Source organism: Cupriavidus gilardii (genome assembly GCF_017598945.1).
Classification (GTDB): Bacteria; Pseudomonadota; Gammaproteobacteria; order Burkholderiales; family Burkholderiaceae; genus Cupriavidus; species Cupriavidus gilardii_E.
On the sequence record NZ_JAGFTW010000045.1, the window covers coordinates 1 to 18,297 of the forward strand.

Annotated in this window: 17 protein-coding genes; 9 read left to right on the forward strand and 8 right to left on the reverse strand. The window is 66.1% G+C overall.

Annotated elements, in window-relative coordinates; all coding sequences use genetic code 11:
* Positions 1-189: 189 nt before the first annotated feature.
* The 3 genes from J5T34_RS16075 to J5T34_RS16085 form a co-directional block, all read right to left on the reverse strand.
* Positions 190-1,176: a Bug family tripartite tricarboxylate transporter substrate binding protein gene (locus tag J5T34_RS16075; protein ID WP_208580691.1), complete on the reverse strand. Its 987-nt coding sequence runs from the start codon at positions 1,174-1,176 to the stop codon at positions 190-192.
* A gap of 125 nt (positions 1,177-1,301) precedes the next feature.
* Positions 1,302-2,114 (reverse strand): SDR family NAD(P)-dependent oxidoreductase, encoded by an 813-nt coding sequence (locus tag J5T34_RS16080; protein WP_208580693.1) that lies wholly within the window; start codon positions 2,112-2,114, stop codon positions 1,302-1,304.
* A gap of 77 nt (positions 2,115-2,191) precedes the next feature.
* Entirely contained in the window at positions 2,192-3,070 is an 879-nt protein-coding gene (locus J5T34_RS16085; protein WP_208580695.1) for an IclR family transcriptional regulator, read from the reverse strand.
* A gap of 476 nt (positions 3,071-3,546) precedes the next feature.
* On the opposite strand from J5T34_RS16085, the gene J5T34_RS16090 reads away from it, so the two are divergent.
* The 5 genes from J5T34_RS16090 (at position 3,547) to J5T34_RS16110 (ending at position 8,246) form a co-directional block, all read left to right on the forward strand.
* A complete protein-coding gene (locus J5T34_RS16090) occupies positions 3,547-4,410 on the forward strand; it encodes a branched-chain amino acid ABC transporter permease (RefSeq protein ID WP_208580697.1) in 864 nt (287 codons plus the stop codon).
* A 44-nt stretch (positions 4,411-4,454) separates the two neighbouring features.
* Positions 4,455-5,513: a branched-chain amino acid ABC transporter permease gene (locus tag J5T34_RS16095; protein ID WP_208580699.1), complete on the forward strand. Its 1,059-nt coding sequence runs from the start codon at positions 4,455-4,457 to the stop codon at positions 5,511-5,513.
* On the forward strand, positions 5,506-6,270 hold the full coding sequence (locus tag J5T34_RS16100; protein ID WP_208580701.1) for an ABC transporter ATP-binding protein: 765 nt from the start codon (positions 5,506-5,508) through the stop codon (positions 6,268-6,270). Before J5T34_RS16095 ends, J5T34_RS16100 begins: the two co-directional genes overlap by 8 nt.
* Entirely contained in the window at positions 6,257-6,964 is a 708-nt protein-coding gene (locus J5T34_RS16105; protein ID WP_208580703.1) for an ABC transporter ATP-binding protein, read from the forward strand. The genes J5T34_RS16100 and J5T34_RS16105 overlap by 14 nt, the downstream gene beginning before the upstream one ends.
* 103 nt (positions 6,965-7,067) lie before the next feature.
* Positions 7,068-8,246: an ABC transporter substrate-binding protein gene (locus J5T34_RS16110; protein ID WP_208580705.1), complete on the forward strand. Its 1,179-nt coding sequence runs from the start codon at positions 7,068-7,070 to the stop codon at positions 8,244-8,246.
* A gap of 139 nt (positions 8,247-8,385) precedes the next feature.
* On the opposite strand, the gene J5T34_RS16115 is transcribed toward J5T34_RS16110, so the two are convergent.
* Positions 8,386-9,723, reverse strand: a complete 1,338-nt coding sequence (locus J5T34_RS16115) for a putative bifunctional diguanylate cyclase/phosphodiesterase (protein ID WP_208581024.1) — start codon at positions 9,721-9,723, stop codon at positions 8,386-8,388.
* A gap of 453 nt (positions 9,724-10,176) precedes the next feature.
* Between J5T34_RS16115 and J5T34_RS16120 the strand changes: the two genes are divergently transcribed.
* Positions 10,177-10,971: a DUF4397 domain-containing protein gene (locus tag J5T34_RS16120; RefSeq protein ID WP_208580707.1), complete on the forward strand. Its 795-nt coding sequence runs from the start codon at positions 10,177-10,179 to the stop codon at positions 10,969-10,971.
* A 188-nt stretch (positions 10,972-11,159) separates the two neighbouring features.
* Here J5T34_RS16120 and J5T34_RS16125 read toward each other — a convergent pair whose 3' ends face one another.
* The 3 genes from J5T34_RS16125 to J5T34_RS16135 all read right to left on the reverse strand — a co-directional run bounded on the left by J5T34_RS16125 (position 11,160) and on the right by J5T34_RS16135 (position 13,511).
* A complete protein-coding gene (locus J5T34_RS16125) occupies positions 11,160-11,456 on the reverse strand; it encodes a helix-turn-helix transcriptional regulator (protein ID WP_208580709.1) in 297 nt (98 codons plus the stop codon).
* Between the two features lie 79 nt (positions 11,457-11,535).
* Positions 11,536-13,038 carry a tripartite tricarboxylate transporter permease gene (locus tag J5T34_RS16130; protein WP_208580711.1) on the reverse strand — a complete coding sequence of 501 codons (1,503 nt, stop codon included), beginning with the start codon at positions 13,036-13,038 and terminating at the stop codon, positions 11,536-11,538.
* 11 nt (positions 13,039-13,049) lie between these two features.
* On the reverse strand, positions 13,050-13,511 hold the full coding sequence (locus tag J5T34_RS16135; protein ID WP_208581026.1) for a tripartite tricarboxylate transporter TctB family protein: 462 nt from the start codon (positions 13,509-13,511) through the stop codon (positions 13,050-13,052).
* A gap of 392 nt (positions 13,512-13,903) precedes the next feature.
* On the opposite strand from J5T34_RS16135, the gene J5T34_RS16140 reads away from it, so the two are divergent.
* Both J5T34_RS16140 and J5T34_RS16145 read left to right on the forward strand, forming a co-directional pair.
* Entirely contained in the window at positions 13,904-15,331 is a 1,428-nt protein-coding gene (locus J5T34_RS16140; protein WP_208580713.1) for an NAD-dependent succinate-semialdehyde dehydrogenase, read from the forward strand.
* A gap of 261 nt (positions 15,332-15,592) precedes the next feature.
* The gene (locus tag J5T34_RS16145; protein ID WP_244258984.1) at positions 15,593-16,147 is read left to right on the forward strand and encodes a BON domain-containing protein; all 555 of its coding nucleotides are present in this window, start codon (positions 15,593-15,595) and stop codon (positions 16,145-16,147) included.
* A gap of 58 nt (positions 16,148-16,205) precedes the next feature.
* Here J5T34_RS16145 and J5T34_RS16150 read toward each other — a convergent pair whose 3' ends face one another.
* Positions 16,206-17,168 carry a LysR family transcriptional regulator gene (locus J5T34_RS16150; protein WP_208580718.1) on the reverse strand — a complete coding sequence of 321 codons (963 nt, stop codon included), beginning with the start codon at positions 17,166-17,168 and terminating at the stop codon, positions 16,206-16,208.
* Between the two features lie 122 nt (positions 17,169-17,290).
* Here J5T34_RS16150 and J5T34_RS16155 point away from each other — a divergent pair, with 122 nt between their 5' ends.
* Positions 17,291-18,277, forward strand: coding sequence for a Bug family tripartite tricarboxylate transporter substrate binding protein (locus tag J5T34_RS16155; protein ID WP_023264195.1), 987 nt, complete (start codon positions 17,291-17,293; stop codon positions 18,275-18,277).
* The last annotated feature ends 20 nt before the right edge of the window (positions 18,278-18,297 follow it).

Here is an 18,297-nt window from a genome sequence, read left to right on the forward strand (position 1 = left end):
CCTTTGATGTCTACTTCTGCCATCAAAAGGTCGCCACGATCGACCTACACCAGGCTGACTAACCTGGACCTTGGACTGTTACCCATGTCCTGGCACATGTGTTACCTATGTCCCCGGTCCATACAGCTAGCGGGAGAGGGGAGAAAGACATCGCAATGGCGAGGCGCTTCGGCTCAGGCAATGCGCCAATTACTGCGGCGTCGTCCCCGAATCCTTCACCACCTTCGCCCATTTCGCGATCTCGGCCTTCTGGAACGAGGCCAGTGCGTCCGGCGTACCGAGCACCGGGTCCAGGCCCAGCATCTTCAGCTTGGCCTGCACATCGGGCAGCGTGAAGATCCGGTTCAGCTCGGTATTGAGCTTGGCGACCACGTCCTTCGGCGTGGTGGCCGGCGCGAAGATCGCGAACCACGAGTCGGCCTGGAAGCCGCTCAAGCCCTGCTCGGCCAGCGTCGGAATATCCGGGGCGGAGGCCGAACGCTTCAGGCTGGTCACGCCCAGCGCGCGCAGCTTGCCCTCCTTGATCACCGGCAGCGCCGACGGCAGGTTGTCGAACATCATCGTGATATGTCCGCCCAGCAGGTCGGGAATCGCCATGGCGCGGCCCTTGTAGGGCACGTGCGTGATCTTGACCCCGGCCACCGTGTTGAACAGTTCGCCGGCCACATGGGGCGAGGTGCCGATGCCGGGCGTGCCGAAGGTCAGCGCGCCCGGTTTCGACTTGGCCAGCGCGATCAGCTCGGCGGTGGTCTTGGCCGGCACGCCCGGATGGACCACCAGCACGTTCGGCGTCGTCGCCAGCAGGATCACCGGCGTGAAGTCCTTGACCATGTCGTACGGCAGCTTGCTGTAGACCGCGCCGTTGATCGAATGCGTGCCGACGGTGCCCAGCGCCAGCGTATAGCCGTCGCCCGGTGCGCGCGCCACCGTTTCCGCGCCGATATTGCCGCCCGCCCCGGGCTTGTTGTCGACCACCACCGGCTGGCCCCACGACGGCGAGATCTTCTCCGAGACGATGCGCGCCAGCGTGTCCGGCGCGCCGCCGGTCGGGAAGCCCACCACGATCCGAATCGGCCGGGCCGGATAGGTTTCCGCCTGCGCCACCGGCGCGGCGAACGCGGTGGCCAGCACCGTGGCGAGCGCGGACAGCGCGCCCGTGAATGGGGTAATTCGCATGATTCTTGTCTCCTTTGTGTTCGACCCTTTGGACCCTTTGGACTCTTCGGAGTCTTCGGACTCTTCGGACGCTTTGGACTCTTGTGGCCCCTGTCGACCGCTAACGGCGAGCCCCGGCGAGAACCTTAGCGGCCGATGCCGCCGAACTCGCTCATGACCTTCTCCTGCAGCCGCCGCATGCCCTTGAGCCAGCGGTCGTAGTCCTGTCCCTTGCGGCGGTAGTACTCGAGCACCTCGGGATGCGGCAGGATCAGGAAACGCTCGTCGCGCATGCCTTCCAGCGTCACCGCGGCCACGTGTTCGGGCGTCACCGAGCCTTCCTGCAGGAAGCCCTTGCGCTCGCCGTTCTCGCCGAACAGCATCCTGGTCTGCACGCCCTGCGGGCAGATGCAGCTGACCTTGATGCCGCGATCGCCGTAGGTGATCTCCAGCCATTCGGCAAAGCCGATCGCCGCGTGCTTGGTCACCGCGTACGGCGCCGAGCCGATCTGCGACAGCAGCCCCGCCGCCGACACCGTATTGACGAAGTAGCCCTCGCCGCGCGCGAGCATCTGCGGCAGCACCGCATTGGCGGCGTGGATATGGGCCATCACGTTGATTTCCCAGATCCGCTGCCATTCGTCTGCCGTGGCATCGAGCCCCTTGCGCAGGATGATGCCGGCGTTCGAGCAGAACACGTCGACCTGACCGAAACGGCGCGTCGCCTCGTCGGCCAGTGCCTGCACCGCGGCCGCATCGGCGACGTCGGTGCGGCAGCCGAAGGTCTGACACGACGGTGCCAGTTCGGACGCCTCCTGAGCGACCTGCTGCGCGCCGCGCTCGTCCAGATCGGCCACCGCAATGCCGCGCGCACCGGCCTTCGCGAAGGCCAGTACCAAGGCGCGCCCGATGCCGGTGGCACCGCCCGTGACGACGACGGTCTTGTTGGTGATCTCCATCCTTGTCTCCTTGTGCTGATGATTGTGGTGGTCGAGATGTCGTGGATATTGGTGATGGTCCGGATGGCGACGCCACGTCAGCCGTGGACGCGCCACAGCCGTCCCTGCAGCGCCTCGGCAAGCTGGCGCACGCGCGGACCGAGATTCGCCTCGAGGATCTCCGGCGTCAGCCTCGACGCCGCGCCGCCGATATTGATCGACAGCACTTCCGTGCCGCCTTCCAGCACGACCGGCGCGGCGGCGCCGCTGACGGTGCGGTCCCATTCGGCATGCGCGACACAGAAACCGCGCCGCCCGTAGTCGCGCAACGCGCGCTCCAGTTTCGAGCGGATGGCCGGCCAGCGGGTCTGATAGTGGCGCTCCAGATCGGCGAACATGCTGGCGCGTCGCGGCGCGGGCAGGCCCGCAAGCCAGGCACGGCCGATCGCCGACGTCGCGATCGGCAGGCGCGAGCCCGGCGTCAGCCGCATCACCAGCGCGCCACGCGGTTGGCACACTTCGAGATAGACCATCTCGTGGCGATCCGGCGTGGCCAGCGCGACGGTGCAGCCGGTGGCGAAGGCGAGCGATTGCATCAGCGGCTGCGCGACCTCGCGAATTCCGGAGGTCGCCAGATAGCGATGGCCCAGCACCATCGCGCCCTGGCCGAGCCGGTACTTCTCCAGCGATTCGACATAGACCAGATAGCCGAGCCGCGTCAGCGTATAGGTCAGCCGCGACACCGTCGGCCGCGGAATGCCGGTCCGGCGCGACAGCTCCGCATTGCCGAGATAGTCGTCGTGCGGCCCGAAGGCGCGCAGCAGATCGAGCCCGCGTGCGAGCGCCGTGACGAAGCTGCGGTCCTCGGCTTCTGCGGGATTTCCCTGACCCGTTTCGTCGGCATCGCGCAACGCGCTCGCCGGCACCAGCGAGGGCGGTTCGGCGACGACGGGAATCACGGTGGCGGTGCGCTTCATGTTCGACGGTCCATGCGGAAAGTCAGGCGGCGACAGCTGCGACAGCGGCAAAAAACAGGGGAAAACCCGCGCGAAATTTCACCCGGCGGCGAGAGCGAAAACCGCTGCGCGGCCGGGACGGAAAGGCCTATTTCGCTGTGCGAAAGACTATTCCGTATTCCTTGACTGTGCCTCAAGCCCTATGCAACAGTCAACGAAAACGAACGATCGTGCGGAGACGCGGCGACAGACATCGCCACGGACACCAGCCACCAGTCACGACACGCATAACCGGTATGAAAGCTGGGCATTTTGCGGCCCGGTTCAACCGTTTCAGGAGACCGCCATGCAACCCTTTCCGATGCGCGCCAAGCCGCGCAGTTGACCCCCACATTCGTTGACCGGCAGTCCGCTTGCTTTGCGGCGCTGTCCTGCCACGCGCATCGGTTCGCCGAGGCGCGCCCCGTTTGCGGTTTCGATTTGCATGAGGTGAATCGGTGTCAATGTTCTTCCAACAGTTTCTGAACGGGCTGACGCTCGGCGGGGTCTACAGCCTCGTCGCGCTCGGCCTGACGCTGGTCTACGGCATCCTGCACGTACCGAACTTCGCGCACGGCGCCTTCTACATGGCCGGTGCCTATGTGTCGTACTACCTGATGACGTCGCTGGGCGTGAACTACTGGCTGGCAATGGTGGGCGCGGCGCTGGCCGTGGCGCTGCTGTCGATGCTGGCCGAGCGGCTGGTGTTCCATCCGCTGCGCAACGCGCCCGAGCTGCACGACATGATCGCGGCGATCGGCATCCTGCTGTTTCTCGAAGCGGGCGCGCAGGCGCTGTGGGGCGCCGACTTCCACCGCATGCCGACGCCGTACGGCCAGCTGGTCGAGGTGTTCGGCCTGACCGCGCCGCTGCAGCGTCTGCTGATCATCGCCGCGGCCTTCACGCTGATGGTGGTGCTGCATCTGTTCCTGACCCGCACCGTGACGGGCTCGACCATCGTGGCGATGGCGCAGAACCGCGAAGGCGCAGCGCTGGTCGGCATCGACGCGACGCGCGTCACGCTGCTGGTGTTCGCGATTTCCGGCGCGCTGGCCGCGATTGCCGCGACGCTGTACGCGCCGATCAACCTGGTCTATCCGGCGATGGGTCACCTGGTCATCACCAAGGCCTTCGTGATCATCATCCTCGGCGGCATGGGCAGCATCCCCGGCGCGATTCTCGGCGGGCTCATCATCGGCATGGCCGAGAGCTTCGGCGGCTTCTACGTGTCGACCGACTACAAGGACATCATCGCCTTCGTGCTGCTGGTGATCATCCTGTCGATCCGGCCGCAGGGCCTGTTCGCCGGCAAGGCCGCCTGAGGCCCCCGCCGCATCGAAGCGCAATAGGTAGGAGAACACTCGACATGAACGCATTGCAAGGCAAGACCGGCTGGGCGTTGCTGCTGGCGCTGGCCATCGCGTTTCCGCTGCTGACGACCAACAGCTATTACCTGACGGTGATGACGCTGGCCTTCATCTACGCGATCGCGACGCTGGGCCTGAACCTGATCACCGGCTACACCGGCCAGCTCAATCTCGCGCACGGCGGCTTCATGGCCATCGGCGCCTATACGCTGGGCATTCTGACCGTCGATCACCAGATGCCGTTCTGGGCCGCCTTCGTGCTGTCCGGCGTGGTCTGCATGATCATCGGCTACGTGGTCGGCGTGGTATCGCTGCGGCTCAAGGGCCATTACTTCTCGATCTTCACGCTGTGCATCGGCTACATCATCTATCTGCTGATCGAGAAGTGGGAAAGCCTGACGCATGGCACGGTCGGCCTGATCGGCATTCCGGTGCCCGCCGCGATCGGCCCGCTCAGCTTCGACAGCGTGCAGGCGCAGTACTACCTGGTGCTGTTCTTCCTGGTGGTCGGGGCCTTCCTGATGCATCGGATCGTCAGCTCGCTGCTGGGCCGCAGCTTCATGGCCGTGCGCAACAGCGACGCGCTGGCCGAAGCGCTGGGCATCGACCTGATGCGCACCAAGGTGCTGTCGTTCGTGCTGTCGGTCGCCTATGCAGGCTTCGCCGGCGCGCTGTATGCGGGCCACGTGCGCTTCCTCGGCCCCGATATCGCCCGTACCGACCTGACCTTCGACATGGTGATGGCGATGCTGGTCGGCGGCATCGGCACGCTGCTCGGACCGCTGCTGGGCGCGCTGCTGGTGCCCTGGGTCACGCAAACGCTGCAGTTCCTGCAGGACTACCGCATGCTGGTGTTCGGCCCGGTGCTGATCCTGCTGATCATCTTCCTGCCCGACGGGATCGTCGGGTCGTACCTGAAGCGCCAGGCGCGCCGTGCCGCGGCCGCGCGCCGCGGGCAGCGCCAGCCGGCACGCCGCCACGGCGCCGATGACGCCGCCGACGGCAAGGCTGCGCCGGCCCCCTCTTCTGCCGCCTCCGCCGGAGCCGACCATGCTTGAGATCCGCAATCTGACCAAGAAATTCGGCGGGCTGACCGCGGTCAACGATGTCTCGGTGACCTTCGAGGCCGGCCATATCAACGCCATCATCGGCCCCAATGGCGCCGGCAAGACGACCTTCTTCAACCTGGTCGCCGGCACGCATGCGCCGAGCTCGGGCGAGGTGCTGTTCAAGGGCACCAACGTCGCCGGCATGCGCGCCGACCGCATCGCGCGGCTGGGCATCGCGCGCACGTTCCAGGCCACCGCGCTGTTCGATCGCGCCACCGTGCTCGACAACCTGATCGTCGGCCACCGGCTGCGCACCCATGCGGGCCTGCGCGACGTGCTGTTCAACACGAAGCGGTTGCGCGAGGAAGAGCGGCTGTGCCGCGACAAGGCCGAGGAGGCGCTGGACTTCGTCGGGCTGTCGCACCTCGCGCATGAAGTGGCGTCCGACATCACGCAGGAGGAGCGCAAGCGCGTCGCCTTCGCGCTGGCGCTGGCCACCGGGCCCGAGCTGCTGCTCCTCGACGAGCCAGCCGGCGGCGTCAATCCCGAGGAAACCGTGGGCCTGGCCGAGCTGATCCGCAAGATGGTCCGGCACGGCAAGACGGTCTGCCTGATCGAACACAAGATGGACATGATCATGCGGCTGGCCGACAAGATCATGGTGCTGAACTACGGCGAGAAGATCGCCGAGGGCACGCCGGCCGAAATCCAGCGCAATCCGCAGGTCATCGAAGCCTATCTGGGAGCCGACCATGTTGCAGCTTGAACGCGTATCGCTTTCCTACGGCAGCTTCCGCGCGCTCGACAACATCACGCTGCACGCCAAGGCCGGCGAACTGGTGGTGCTGCTCGGCGCGAACGGCGCCGGCAAGAGCTCGATCTTCCTGGCGATGAGCGGCATTCACCGGACCAGCGGCGGCAGCATGCGCTTCGACGGCCGCGAGCTGTCCGGCATGAAGCCGTCGCAGATCGTGCAGGCCGGGCTGGTGCACTGTCCCGAGGGCCGCAAGCTGTTTCCGGCAATGAGCGTGCAGAAGAACCTGACGCTCGGTGCCTACGTGCATCGCCGCGACAGCGCCGGCATCAAGCGCTCGCTGGAGGAGGTCTACGAACTGTTCCCGATCCTGCAGCAGAAGAAGGACGACCCCGCCGGTTCGCTGTCGGGCGGCCAGCAGCAGTTGGTCGCTCTCGGCCGCGCGCTGATGGGCCGGCCGCGCGCGCTGCTGCTCGACGAACCGTCGCTGGGCCTGGCGCCGCTGGTGGTCAAGCAGATGTTCGAGGTGATCCAGCGCATCAACCGCGCCGGCACCACCGTGCTCCTGGCCGAACAGAACGCCTATGCGGCGCTGGGCATCGCCCATCGCGGCTACGTGATCGAGGGCGGACGCATCGTGATGGAGGGCGATCGCGATGCGCTGCTCAATGACGAGGGCGTGCGTCGGGCCTATATCGGGGGCTGACGCCGCAACGGTCAAGCGACTTGATTCGAAACCGAACCGCATTCAACCAAGACCATCCGGGCCACGACCCGATGGCAAATTCCATCGTTTAAGGAGACGGAACATGCAGAACACCACCAAACCCCGCCGCAAGCTGTTGCCGCTGGCCGCCACCGCGCTGGCCGCCCTGCTGGCCTCCGGCGCGGCGTTCGCGCAGGAAGTGGTCAAGCTCGGCTATACCGGCCCGCTGTCGGGCGGCGCCGCGCTGTACGGCAAGAACGTGCTGTCGGGCATCCAGATGGCGGTCGACGAGCTCAACGCCAGCGGCGTCGAGGTCGCCGGCAAGAAGGTCAAGTTCGAAGTGGTCGCGCTCGACGACAAGTACGCGCCGGCCGAATCGGCGATCAACGCGCGCCGTCTGGTGCAGCAGCACAAGACGCCGGCCGTGTTCGTGCCGCACTCGGGCGGCATCTTCGCGCTGCAGGCGTTCAACGAACAAGAGAAGTTCATGGTGATGGCGTATTCGAGCGTGCCGCGCATCACCGATGCCGGCAACAAGCTGACGATCCGCATCCCGCCGGCGTACACCGGCTATATCGAGCCCTTCGTCAAGGCGCAGATGAAGCGCTTCGGCAAGAACGTCGCGCTGGTGCCGGCCGACCATGATTATGCCAAGGCATGGGTGCAGGCCTTCGTGCCGGCCTGGGAGAAGGCGGGCGGCAAGGTGGTGGCCAACAACCCGATGTCCTATACCAAGGCGACCGACTTCTACAGCGGCGTGTCGCGCGTGATCGCCGACAAGCCGGACGTGCTGTTCGTCGGCGGTCCGTCGGAGCCCACGGCGCTGGTCGTCAAGCAGGCGCGCGAACTGGGCTTCAAGGGCGGCTTCATCGTGATGGACCAGGCCAAGCTCGACGAGATGGCGCGCGTGACCAACGGTCTGGGCATGCTGGAGGGCGCCATCGGCGTGCTGCCGCTGAACAGCGACAGCCGGCCGGCCACGCAGGCCTTCAACAACAAGTACAAGAAGCTGCACGAGGGCAAGGACGCGACCACCGAGATGTCGCTGAACTACACGATGGTGCATACGCTGGCCAACGCGATGAAGCTGGCCGGCACCACCACCGATGCGGCGGCGATCCGCGCCAAGATGCCCGACGCGATGAAGACGCTGCCGAAGGAGCTGAACCCGAACGAGATCGATGGCATCGACGCCAAGGGCGGCTCGATGGCCGATACCGTGGTCGGCTGGGTTCAGGGCGGCAAGATCAGCCAGGTGCGGCTGTCGGAGCTGGCGAAGTAAGGAGGCACGCCGCGAAGGCGGCAAAAGGAAAGGGCCCGCAACGGGCCCTTTCGCTGGCGATCCCCGCTGCGGCGGGGATCGTCGTATTCACGGTTCGGATGTTCTGTAGCGTTCGGCCCGTTCCGGTGCTGCCGTCCTTTCAGTCCTTTGTCATTCGCTGCTGCTCGTACAGCCGGTCCGTCAGTTGATCGGCCGGCATCGGCTTGCCATACAGATAGCCTTGAACCTCGTGACAGCCGTTGGCCAGCAGAAAATCGCGCTGCTCCACCGTCTCGACGCCTTCGGCGATCACGCTGATCTGCAGGCTCGCGCCGACGTTGATCACCGAGCGGACGATCGCGGCGTCGACCGGGTCCTGCGTCACGTTGCGGATAAAGGACTGGTCGATCTTGATGCGGTCGACCGGGAAGGTCTTCAGGAAGCTCAACGACGCGTAGCCGGTGCCAAAGTCATCGCAAGTCAGCGTCACGCCATCGCGGCGCAGCGTCTGCAGCTGCTCTGATACCTCGTCGCCCTGTTGCAGGGCGATCGTCTCGGTGATTTCCAGTTCCAGCCGGTGCGGCTCCAGGGCGAGCTCGCGCAACACGTGCCGGACCTCGGTCAGCAGCCGGCTTTCCGCCAGCTGCGCGGCGAACAGGTTGATCGCCACGCGCGGTGCCTCGTCGAATTGCAGCGACCATGCGCGGGCCTGCGCACAGGCCGTCTGCAGCAGCCACATGCCGACGTCCACCGCGACGCTGCTCGCAGCCAGCGCGTCGATAAACACGGCCGGGGCCAGCAGGCCCTGGGTCGGATGGCGCCAGCGCATCAGCGCCTCGGCGCCGACGATGCGGCCATCGCGCAGGTCGACCTGCGGCTGGTACAGCAGCTCGAATTGACGCTTGGCATACGCCTCGCGCAGGGCCTGCACCAGCGACAGCCGGCTGGTCACGTCGGCGCGCATCTGCGGCTTGAAGAAGCGGATGGTGCGGCCGCCGTCGCGCTTGGCCCGTGCCAGCGCCAGGCTCGCCGACGCCAGCGCATCGGAGGCGTTGTCCCCGCCGGCCGGCATCACGCAGGCGCCCAGGCTCGCAAGCACATAGTGGCGGTGCCCATTGCAGTCGTACGGCTCGGACAGCAGCGACAGGATCGCCGCGCTGACGTGGCGCACCAGGGTGGGATCGTAGATCGACGGCAGCAGCACCGCGAACTCGTCGCCGCCGGTGCGGCCGATCACGGCATCGCGCGGCGAGGCGTCGCGCAGCCGGCGCGCCATCTGCTGCAGGATTCGGTCGCCCTCGCCATGACCGTGCATGTCGTTGAAGGCGCGGAAGTCGTCGATGCCGAGCAGGATCAATGCGCAGCGCGGCACGGCCTCGTTCTGCAGGCGTGCTTCGAGCTTGCTCAAGAAGAATGGGCGGCTTGCTACGCCGGTCAACGGATCGGTGTCCGCCGCCGGAACCGCGCCAGCCGCCATCGCCTCCGACCTGGCCACTATCCCCGCCCCGTTTGTGATTGTCGACATCGTGCTCGGTCAGCTATCCCGGCAAGTGTGACGAAAAATTGGAAAAAATCAAGCGGGGTGAAGGATGAGAGCCCTCGCTAGTGAAAACAATGGCAAACGGTGATAGACAAACCGGCTTTTTTTACTGATGTAATTCCGCTGTGCGGAACCCGCCCACCAGCCCTTGCCGCGCCTGGGTTCGCCGGAGTGATTCACTCGGCTGTCGGATTTCTCCGACAGCTATATCGGAGCGCGCAGCGTTTCGGCCCATCGGGGCCACCACTATCGTTCCATCACGGCACGCGGCCGGACCCCGACCACACCAGGACTTGTTGCAATGCGTTGGGCATGCATGCCAACGGATTCGCCAACCCTTGGCCATCCATGGCACTACGCGGTCGGCCTCGTAACTTGTTCGCTTTTCATTTCACCTGCAAGGGGAAATCCATGAAGCTGTTCTCGAAATCCGGGATTGCACTGGGACTGATGGTGGCGGCCAGCGCCATGCTGGCGGCATGCGGCGGCGGCGACGATGGCATCGACGACCGTCTCGGCTTGAACGAACCACAAACACGCGTGATCCACGCCGTGCCTCCGATCCCGACTCAACTCAATCTCGACGTCTATCAGAACGGCGCACGGACGTCTCTGCAGAATATTCCGTACAAGTTCGTCGCCCGCTATTCGGACGTCGACGACGGCAACCATCTGTTCACCTTCAACGCCGCGGGCACGCAAACCGAAGTGGGCCGCGCGCAGGTCGATGCCGCCACCGGCCACAAGTACACGATCGTGGCGCTGCCGGGCGACGATCGCGCCGACACGCTGGTGATCGACGATCCGTACGAGAAGGGCCTGCTGTCGACCAAGGCCCGGGTGCGGGCGGTGAACGCGGCGTTCAACGCGCAGAATGTCGATATCTATGTGACCGCGCCGTCGGTGGACCTGAATACGGTCAACCCGACCTTCGCCAACGTCGGCTACAAGTCGGCGGTGCCGGCCTCGGGCCGCGACTCGAACGAGTTCGACGGCGGCAACAACTATCAGATCCGCGTCACCACGGCGGGCACCAAGCAGGTGATCTTCAGCTCGGGTGCCATCACCATCGACAACAACGCCGACTGGCTGATCATGCCGATCCCGGCCGACGGTATCGCCTCGGCCGTGCCGAACAACATCAAGGTGCTGGTGGCCAAGGCCAACGACGACTCGCAGACGGCGATCGAGCTGGTCAGTCAGTAAGCCGTGCGGGAATCCGGGAACGCTGCCCGGGTTCTCCCTCTCCCCTTCAGGGGGAGAGGGCCGGGGAGAGGGGGTGGTCTTGAAGCGCGGTCGCAGAGCAACCGCCCCGCCCTCTCCCCCGCCCCTCTCCCGCACGCGGGAGAGGGGAGAAAAACATCGCCAGCCTCAAACGACAATCGGCGGCGGCCTCAACGGTCGCCGCCGATTTCGTTTTGCAGCACATCGAGATGGGACAGGTAGGCATCCAGCTCTTCGCGCCCACTGTCGGTGATCGAGTAGACCCGGCCATTGCCTTCGACCAGTTCCGCGGTGATCGCCCGGGCGATCAGCAGGCTGCGCAGGATGGGGCGCAGCGAGCGGATGTTCTTGTCGATGCCATGTTCGCGCAGCCGCTCGACGAGAGCGAGCACCGTGGCCGGGCTGGACTGCACGAACTTCAGGATATAGAGCCGGGAAACGAGACTATCGATGGTTGGTCTTTTCATGCAACGATAGACATGCGCAAAACGACCGGGCCGGCTGGCGCTCGGAAGGGCTCCGAAGGCCGGCCGGCCCGGTTTTTCTCTACTCCTCCTGGAAGGCGATCTCGCGCTTGGCCTTGATCGACGGCAGCGCCACCACCGCCACCAGTGCCGCCGCGGCGATCAGCAGGCCCATCGACAGCGGCCGCGTGACGAACACCGAGAACTCGCCGCGCGAGAGCAGCAGCGTGCGGCGGAAGTTCTCTTCCATCATCGGTCCGAGCACGAAGCCGAGCAGCAGCGGCGCCGGTTCGCACTTGAGCTTCAGGAACAGGTAGCCCACCACGCCGAAGCCCGCGGCCATGAAGACGTCGAACGTCTGGTTGTTGACCGAGTAGACGCCGATGCCGCAGAACACCAGGATCGCCGGGTACAGGAAGCGATACGGCACGGTCAGCAGCTTGACCCAGATGCCGATCAGCGGCAGGTTCAGGATGATCAGCATCAGGTTGCCGATCCACATCGAGGCGATCAGGCCCCAGAACAGCTGCGGGTTGCTGGTCATCACCTGCGGCCCCGGCTGGATGTTGTGGATCGTCATCGCACCGACCATCAGCGCCATCACCGCGTTGGGCGGAATGCCCAGCGTCAGCAGCGGAATGAACGAGGTCTGGGCCGCCGCGTTGTTCGCCGACTCGGGGCCGGCCACGCCTTCGATCGCGCCCTTGCCGAACTCGTGCGAGTACTTCGACGACTTCTTCTCCAGCGTGTAGGCCGCGAACGACGCCAGCGACGCGCCGCCGCCCGGCAGGATGCCCAGCGCCGAACCGAGCGCAGTGCCGCGCAGCACGGCCGGGATCATCCGCTTGAAGTCGTCCTTGGTCGGGAACAGGTTGGTCACGCGATCGGTGAAGGTCTCGCGGTTCTCCTTCTGCTCCAGGTTGGCGATGATCTCGGCGAAGCCGAACATGCCCATGGCCAGCGCGACGAAGTCGATGCCGTCGGTCAGCTCCGGGATATCGAACGAGAAGCGCGCCGCGCCCGAGTTCACGTCGGTACCGACCAGGCCCAGCAGCAGGCCCAGCACGATCATCGAGATCGCCTTGACCAGCGAGCCCGAGGCCAGCACCACGGCGCCGATCAGGCCCAGCACCATCAGCGAGAAGTACTCGGCGGGGCCGAACTTGAAGGCCAGTTCCGACAGCGGACCGGCGAAGGCCGCCAGGATCAGCGTGGCCACGCAGCCGGCGAAGAACGAGCCGATACCCGCGGTGGCCAGCGCCACGCCGGCGCGGCCGCGCCGTGCCATCTGGTAGCCGTCGATGGTGGTCACCACCGAGGACGATTCACCGGGCAGATTCACCAGGATCGCGGTGGTCGAGCCGCCGTACTGGGCGCCGTAGTAAATACCGGCCAGCATGATCAGCGCGGCGACCGGCGGCAGCGTGTAGGTGATCGGCAGCAGCATCGCGATGGTCGCGAGCGGGCCGAGGCCCGGCAGCACGCCGATCAGCGTGCCGAGCAGGCAGCCGAGGAAGGCGTAGGCCAGGTTCTGGAACGACAGCGCGGTCGAGAACCCGAGCGTCAAATGTTCAAGCAATTCCATCTGCGCGCTCCTTAGCCCGTGATGAACGCCGGCCACACCGGCATCTGCAGGTTGATGCCGTAGACAAAGGCACCGAGGCTGATCAGGACCAGCACCACGCTGTTGAGCAGCGCACCCTTCCAGCTGAATTCATGACTGGCCATCGACGACACGACCACCAGCACGAAGACCGACAGCACCATGCCGAGCGGCTTGAGCAACAGGCCGAACAGCACCACCGAGCCCAGGATCCACAGCAGGATCTTGATGTCCCAGCGTTCCATCCGGTCTGCCTCGCCCTTGCTCGACAACGAGCTCAGCAACACCAGCGCGCCGAGTCCGGCCAGCACCAGGCCGAGCAGGAAGGGGAAATATCCGGGACCCATCTTCGCGGCCGTCCCCATCGAATAGCCGCGAGCGACAAAGGAAAAGCCCAGGCCGACCAGCACGAACATCAGGCCGGAGGCGAAGTCCTTTTGGCTGCGTATGCGCAACATGATTCTCCTCGTTAAATACAAAGCCGCACGGCACCAGCGCTGTGCCGAAAGCGGATGCAACGTTAGAGAAGCGTGCTTTCAGCGCCCTTTCAGTTGTCTGGTTTCAGGGTTAACCACGGCAAGGAAACGACGCTTTCATCATGACGTGATGCAATTTGAAAGCGATGTGAAAGCGAGATGTAGGCTCGTTGAAAGGAACCGCCATCGAAGGTCCCAACGGCACGAACCCGTGCAGGACATCGCCTGCCGCACGCGGCTGCGGCCGACGCGGTAAGCTAACGGGTTCGGAACCCGGGACGCGCGCGCAACGCACGGCCGGATTCCCGACAGCGGACCCAGAACCCAGGACCCGGAACTCACGACAGACGACACAGGACACAGGAGAAGCCATGTACCAGGACCTCGCCCTTTATATCGATGGAGAGTTCGTCAAAGGCGGCGGGCGCCGCGAGCAGGACGTGATCAATCCCGCTACGCAGGAGGTGCTGGGCAAACTGCCGCACGCCAGCACCGCGGATCTGGATCGAGCGCTGGCCGCCGCGCAGCGCGCCTTCGATAGCTGGAAGAAGACCTCGCCGCTGGAGCGCGCGAAGATCCTGCGCCGCGTCGGCGAGCTGACCCGCGAACGCGCCAAGGAGATCGGCCGCAATATCACGCTGGACCAGGGCAAGCCGCTGGCCGAGGCGGTCGCCGAGGTGATGATCTGCGCCGAACATGCCGACTGGCACGCCGAAGAATGCCGCCGCATCTACGGCCGCGTGATTCCGCCGCGCAATCCGAACGTGCGCCAGATCGTGGTGCGCGAGCCGATCGGGGTCTGCGCCGCCTTCACGCCGTGGAACTTCCCCTTCAATCAGGCGATCCGCAAGATCGTGTCGGCGCTGGGCGCGGGCTGCACGCTGATCCTGAAGGGACCCGAGGACTCGCCGAGCGCAGTGGTCGCGCTGGCGCAGCTGTTCCATGACGCCGGCCTGCCGCCGGGCGTGCTGAACATCGTCTGGGGCGTGCCGAGCGAGGTCTCGACCTATCTGATCGAATCGCCGATCGTGCGCAAGATCTCGTTCACCGGCTCGGTGCCGGTCGGCAAGCAGCTGGCCGCGCTGGCCGGCGCGCACATGAAGCGCGTGACGATGGAGCTGGGCGGCCATTCGCCGGTACTGGTGTTCGACGACGCCGATATCGAACCGGCCGCCGAGATGCTGGCCCGCTTCAAGATCCGCAATGCCGGCCAGGTCTGCGTGTCGCCGACGCGCTTCTACGTCCAGGAAAAGGCCTACGACCGCTTCCTTGCCCGCTTCACCGAGGTGATGGGCTCGATCAAGGTCGGCGACGGCCTGGAGGACGGCACGCAGATGGGCCCGCTCGCGCATGAACGCCGCATCGCTTCGATGGAGCAGTTCCTCGACGACGCCAGCCATCGCGGCGGCAAGGTCGTTGCCGGCGGCGCGCGTATCGGCAGCAAGGGCTATTTCTTCGCGCCCACCGTGGTCACGGATCTGCCGGACGACGCGAAGCTGATGGTCGACGAGCCGTTCGGGCCGGTCGCCCCGGTGACCCGCTTCAAGGACGCCGAGGAAGCGCTGCGGCGCGCCAACAGCCTGCCCTATGGCCTGGCCTCGTATGTGTTCACCAACTCGCTGAAGACCGCGACGCTGGTCTCGAACGGACTCGAGGCCGGCATGGTCAACATCAACCATTTCGGCATGGCACTGGCCGAAACACCGTTCGGCGGCATCAAGGACTCCGGCATCGGCAGCGAAGGCGGCATGGAGACCTTCGACGGCTACCTGGTGACGAAATTCATCACGCAGGTGTGATGAGCCGGCCGACGTGACGTCGGCTTGACGCTCTGCGGCGATCCGGGCCTTCCCACACGGGAAGGCCTTTTTACATCGCGCGCGGGGCTTGGATCGGGCAGAGCTGCGCGATTTATTTACAAGCTCTATTTACAACCCATCCACGGCAAAGATTGCACCGTCCATGCCTGGCGCCCGCCATGCGACCGCGTCGGCATCACGCTGCGGCGGTACGGATTTTGCGGCCCTTGTCCGATACGTCCCTGATCGATGGAGACCAAGATGAACGGCAACAGAGACAACGGCAATACGCGTCCGATGCAGCCGCGCGACACCGGCGAGGACCGCCGCGGGCGCGGCACCGTGACCGGCGGCATGGAATGGTTCCCCGAGGATCCCCGCACCGGCGAGGTCGCGGAAACCTGGCGCAACCGCGGCTACGGCGGCTCGCGCGGCATGCGTGACGCCTACCACTATCGGCGCGGCGACAGCGGGGCGATGGGTTCCGGCGGCGGCAGCGTCGGCTTCAACGAATTCGGCGACCGCGGCCCGAGCGCCACGGGCGGCGGCATGGGAGGCAGTACGGCCACACGACGCCCGCGCACGTTGCCCAAGGGCTTCCGGCGCACCGACGAGCGCATCTGCGACGAAGTCTGCGAGCGCCTGGCCGAGGCGCGCGATCTCGACGTGTCGGAGGTCACCGTGGAAGTCGGCTCGGGCATCGTCACGCTGAGCGGCACCGTATCGGACCGGCGCGCCAAGTACCGCGTCGAGGATATCGCCGAGGAAGTGATGGGCGTGGACGAGGTCCGGAACAATATCCGCGTCCCACGCTGAGAGGACACGGCGCACCCCGGCACGGCACGGCACGGCGGTGAACGCTGCGTCCGTGCCGCTACCGCGCGAGCGCCCCCGCCTCGGCGGCGCGGATGCGCCCCGCTTCCTCGCGCAAGGCCCGCATGAAGGCGTGCAGCACCTCGTCGTCGCCGCCCTTGCGCCATACCGCCCCGACCGGGCCGAACGATTCGCGGTCGCCCAGCGGCAGGATATGCAGCAGCCCCAGCGAGGCCAGATGCTCGGCCATCGCCGCGGAACAGACGCCGACATAGTCGGTCTCGCGCAGCACCGCCTGCATGGTGACGATCGAACCGGTCTCGACCGCCGGGCGCAGGCCGGCGGCGCCGTGCTCGAGCAGCACGGTATCGAGCCGCGTGCGCATCAGCGTCTCGCGCTGCGGCATCGCCCACGGATACGAAAACAGCTGTTCCCAGCGCAGGCGTTTGGCCTGCGCGAGCGGATGGTGCGGCCCCACCACCACCGCCATCGCGTCCTCGAACAGCACCTCGTGCGCCAGATGCGGACCATAGGCGCGCGCATCGATCGAGCCGACCACCAGATCGAACTCGCGCTTTTCCAGGCGATCGAGCAGCGTGTTGAACGCCCCTTCGGTAACCTGGATCGACACATTGGGCTGCGCGCGCTGGAACGCGACGATGGCCCACGGAATCAGATGCGCGACGCCGGCCAGCACGCTGCCGACATGCAGCCGCGCCACCGCGCCCCTGGCGATCGCGCCGAGCTCGTCGTGCGCGCGCGATACCTCGCCGAGCACGCGGACGGCGAGCCGGCGCACCGCCTCGCCCGCCGGTGTCAGTTGCAGGCGGCGGCCGCGGATGGCCAGCCGGACGCCGGCCAGGTCCTCCATTTCGCTGAGCCAGTGCGACACCGCGGACTGCGTCATGTGCAGCCGCGTCGCGGCCGCCGACAGCGTCCCCGCATCGTGAAGAATCAGGAAGGACTCGAGGTGCCGCACGCGCAGGCGGCGCGCCCAGGCGATGCTGTGGTCGGAGGGATCCATGAGCGAATACTAATAGATGGTTCGAAACAATTCACTAGGTGCGTTTGCCGTTCGGCCCAATAATTTCCCGGCGTCCAGGCGCCAGACCTGGAATTCGACGGACCTGGACACTGCCACCACCTATGAGAAAAACTGCCTTCTTCCACTTCGCTGTTCCCCTTGCGCTCGCCTTCGGCGTGGCCGCACCGAGCTACGGTTGCGGTGAACCCGGCGCGTCGTCGCGCCCGATCCGGCTGGTCGTCTCGCAGCAGGCCGGTGGCAGCACGGACACGCTGGCCCGCATGTGGGCCGAGCGCGTCGGCAAGACGCTGCAGACCCCGATCGTGGTCGAGAACCGCGCCGGTGCGGGCGGCATCATCGCCGCCAAGTACGTGCTGAGCCAGCCGGCCGACGGCTGCACGCTGTTCCTGGCCGGCGTCTCCCAGATGGTGCTGAACAAATTTGTCTACGCGCCGCTGGCTTACAAGCCGGAGTCGGATTTCGCGCCGGTGTCGATGCTGGCCACCGTGCCCTTCGTGCTGGTCGCCAATCCGCAATCGGGCCTGCGCAATTACCGCGAGCTCGTTGACGCCGCCAAGGCCAAGCCCGGCAGCATCAGCTTCGCCTCGTCGGGCAACGGCAATTCGACCCACCTGGTGGTCGAGCTGATGCAGAAGCAGCAAGGCATCAAGCTGCTGCACGTGCCCTATCGCGGCGAGCCCGACGGCGTGGTGTCGACGGTCTCCGGCGCGACGCAGGTGATGGCGCCGGTGCTGAGCACCGCGCTGCCGCAGATCAAGGCCGGCAAGCTGACGCCGCTGATGCTGTTCGCGTCGAAGCGCGTGCCGGAATTGCCGGACGTGCCGACCGCCGCCGAACTGGGCCTGAAGGGCTTCGAGAATATCGGCTGGAGCGGCATCGCCGCCAAGGCCGGCACGCCGGCCAACGTGATCGCGCGCCTGCATGCCGCCACCCAGACCTTCCTCGCTGAGCCGGCCGTGGTCGACAAGCTCAAGTCGATGCAGGTGCTGCCGATGCCCGGCCCGTCGGACCAGCTGATGGAACTGACCGTGCGCGATACCGCCAAGTGGCAGGGCGCGATCGGCGATCTGGACCTGAGCGCGAAGTAAGCCACGTCGCGCAAATCCCG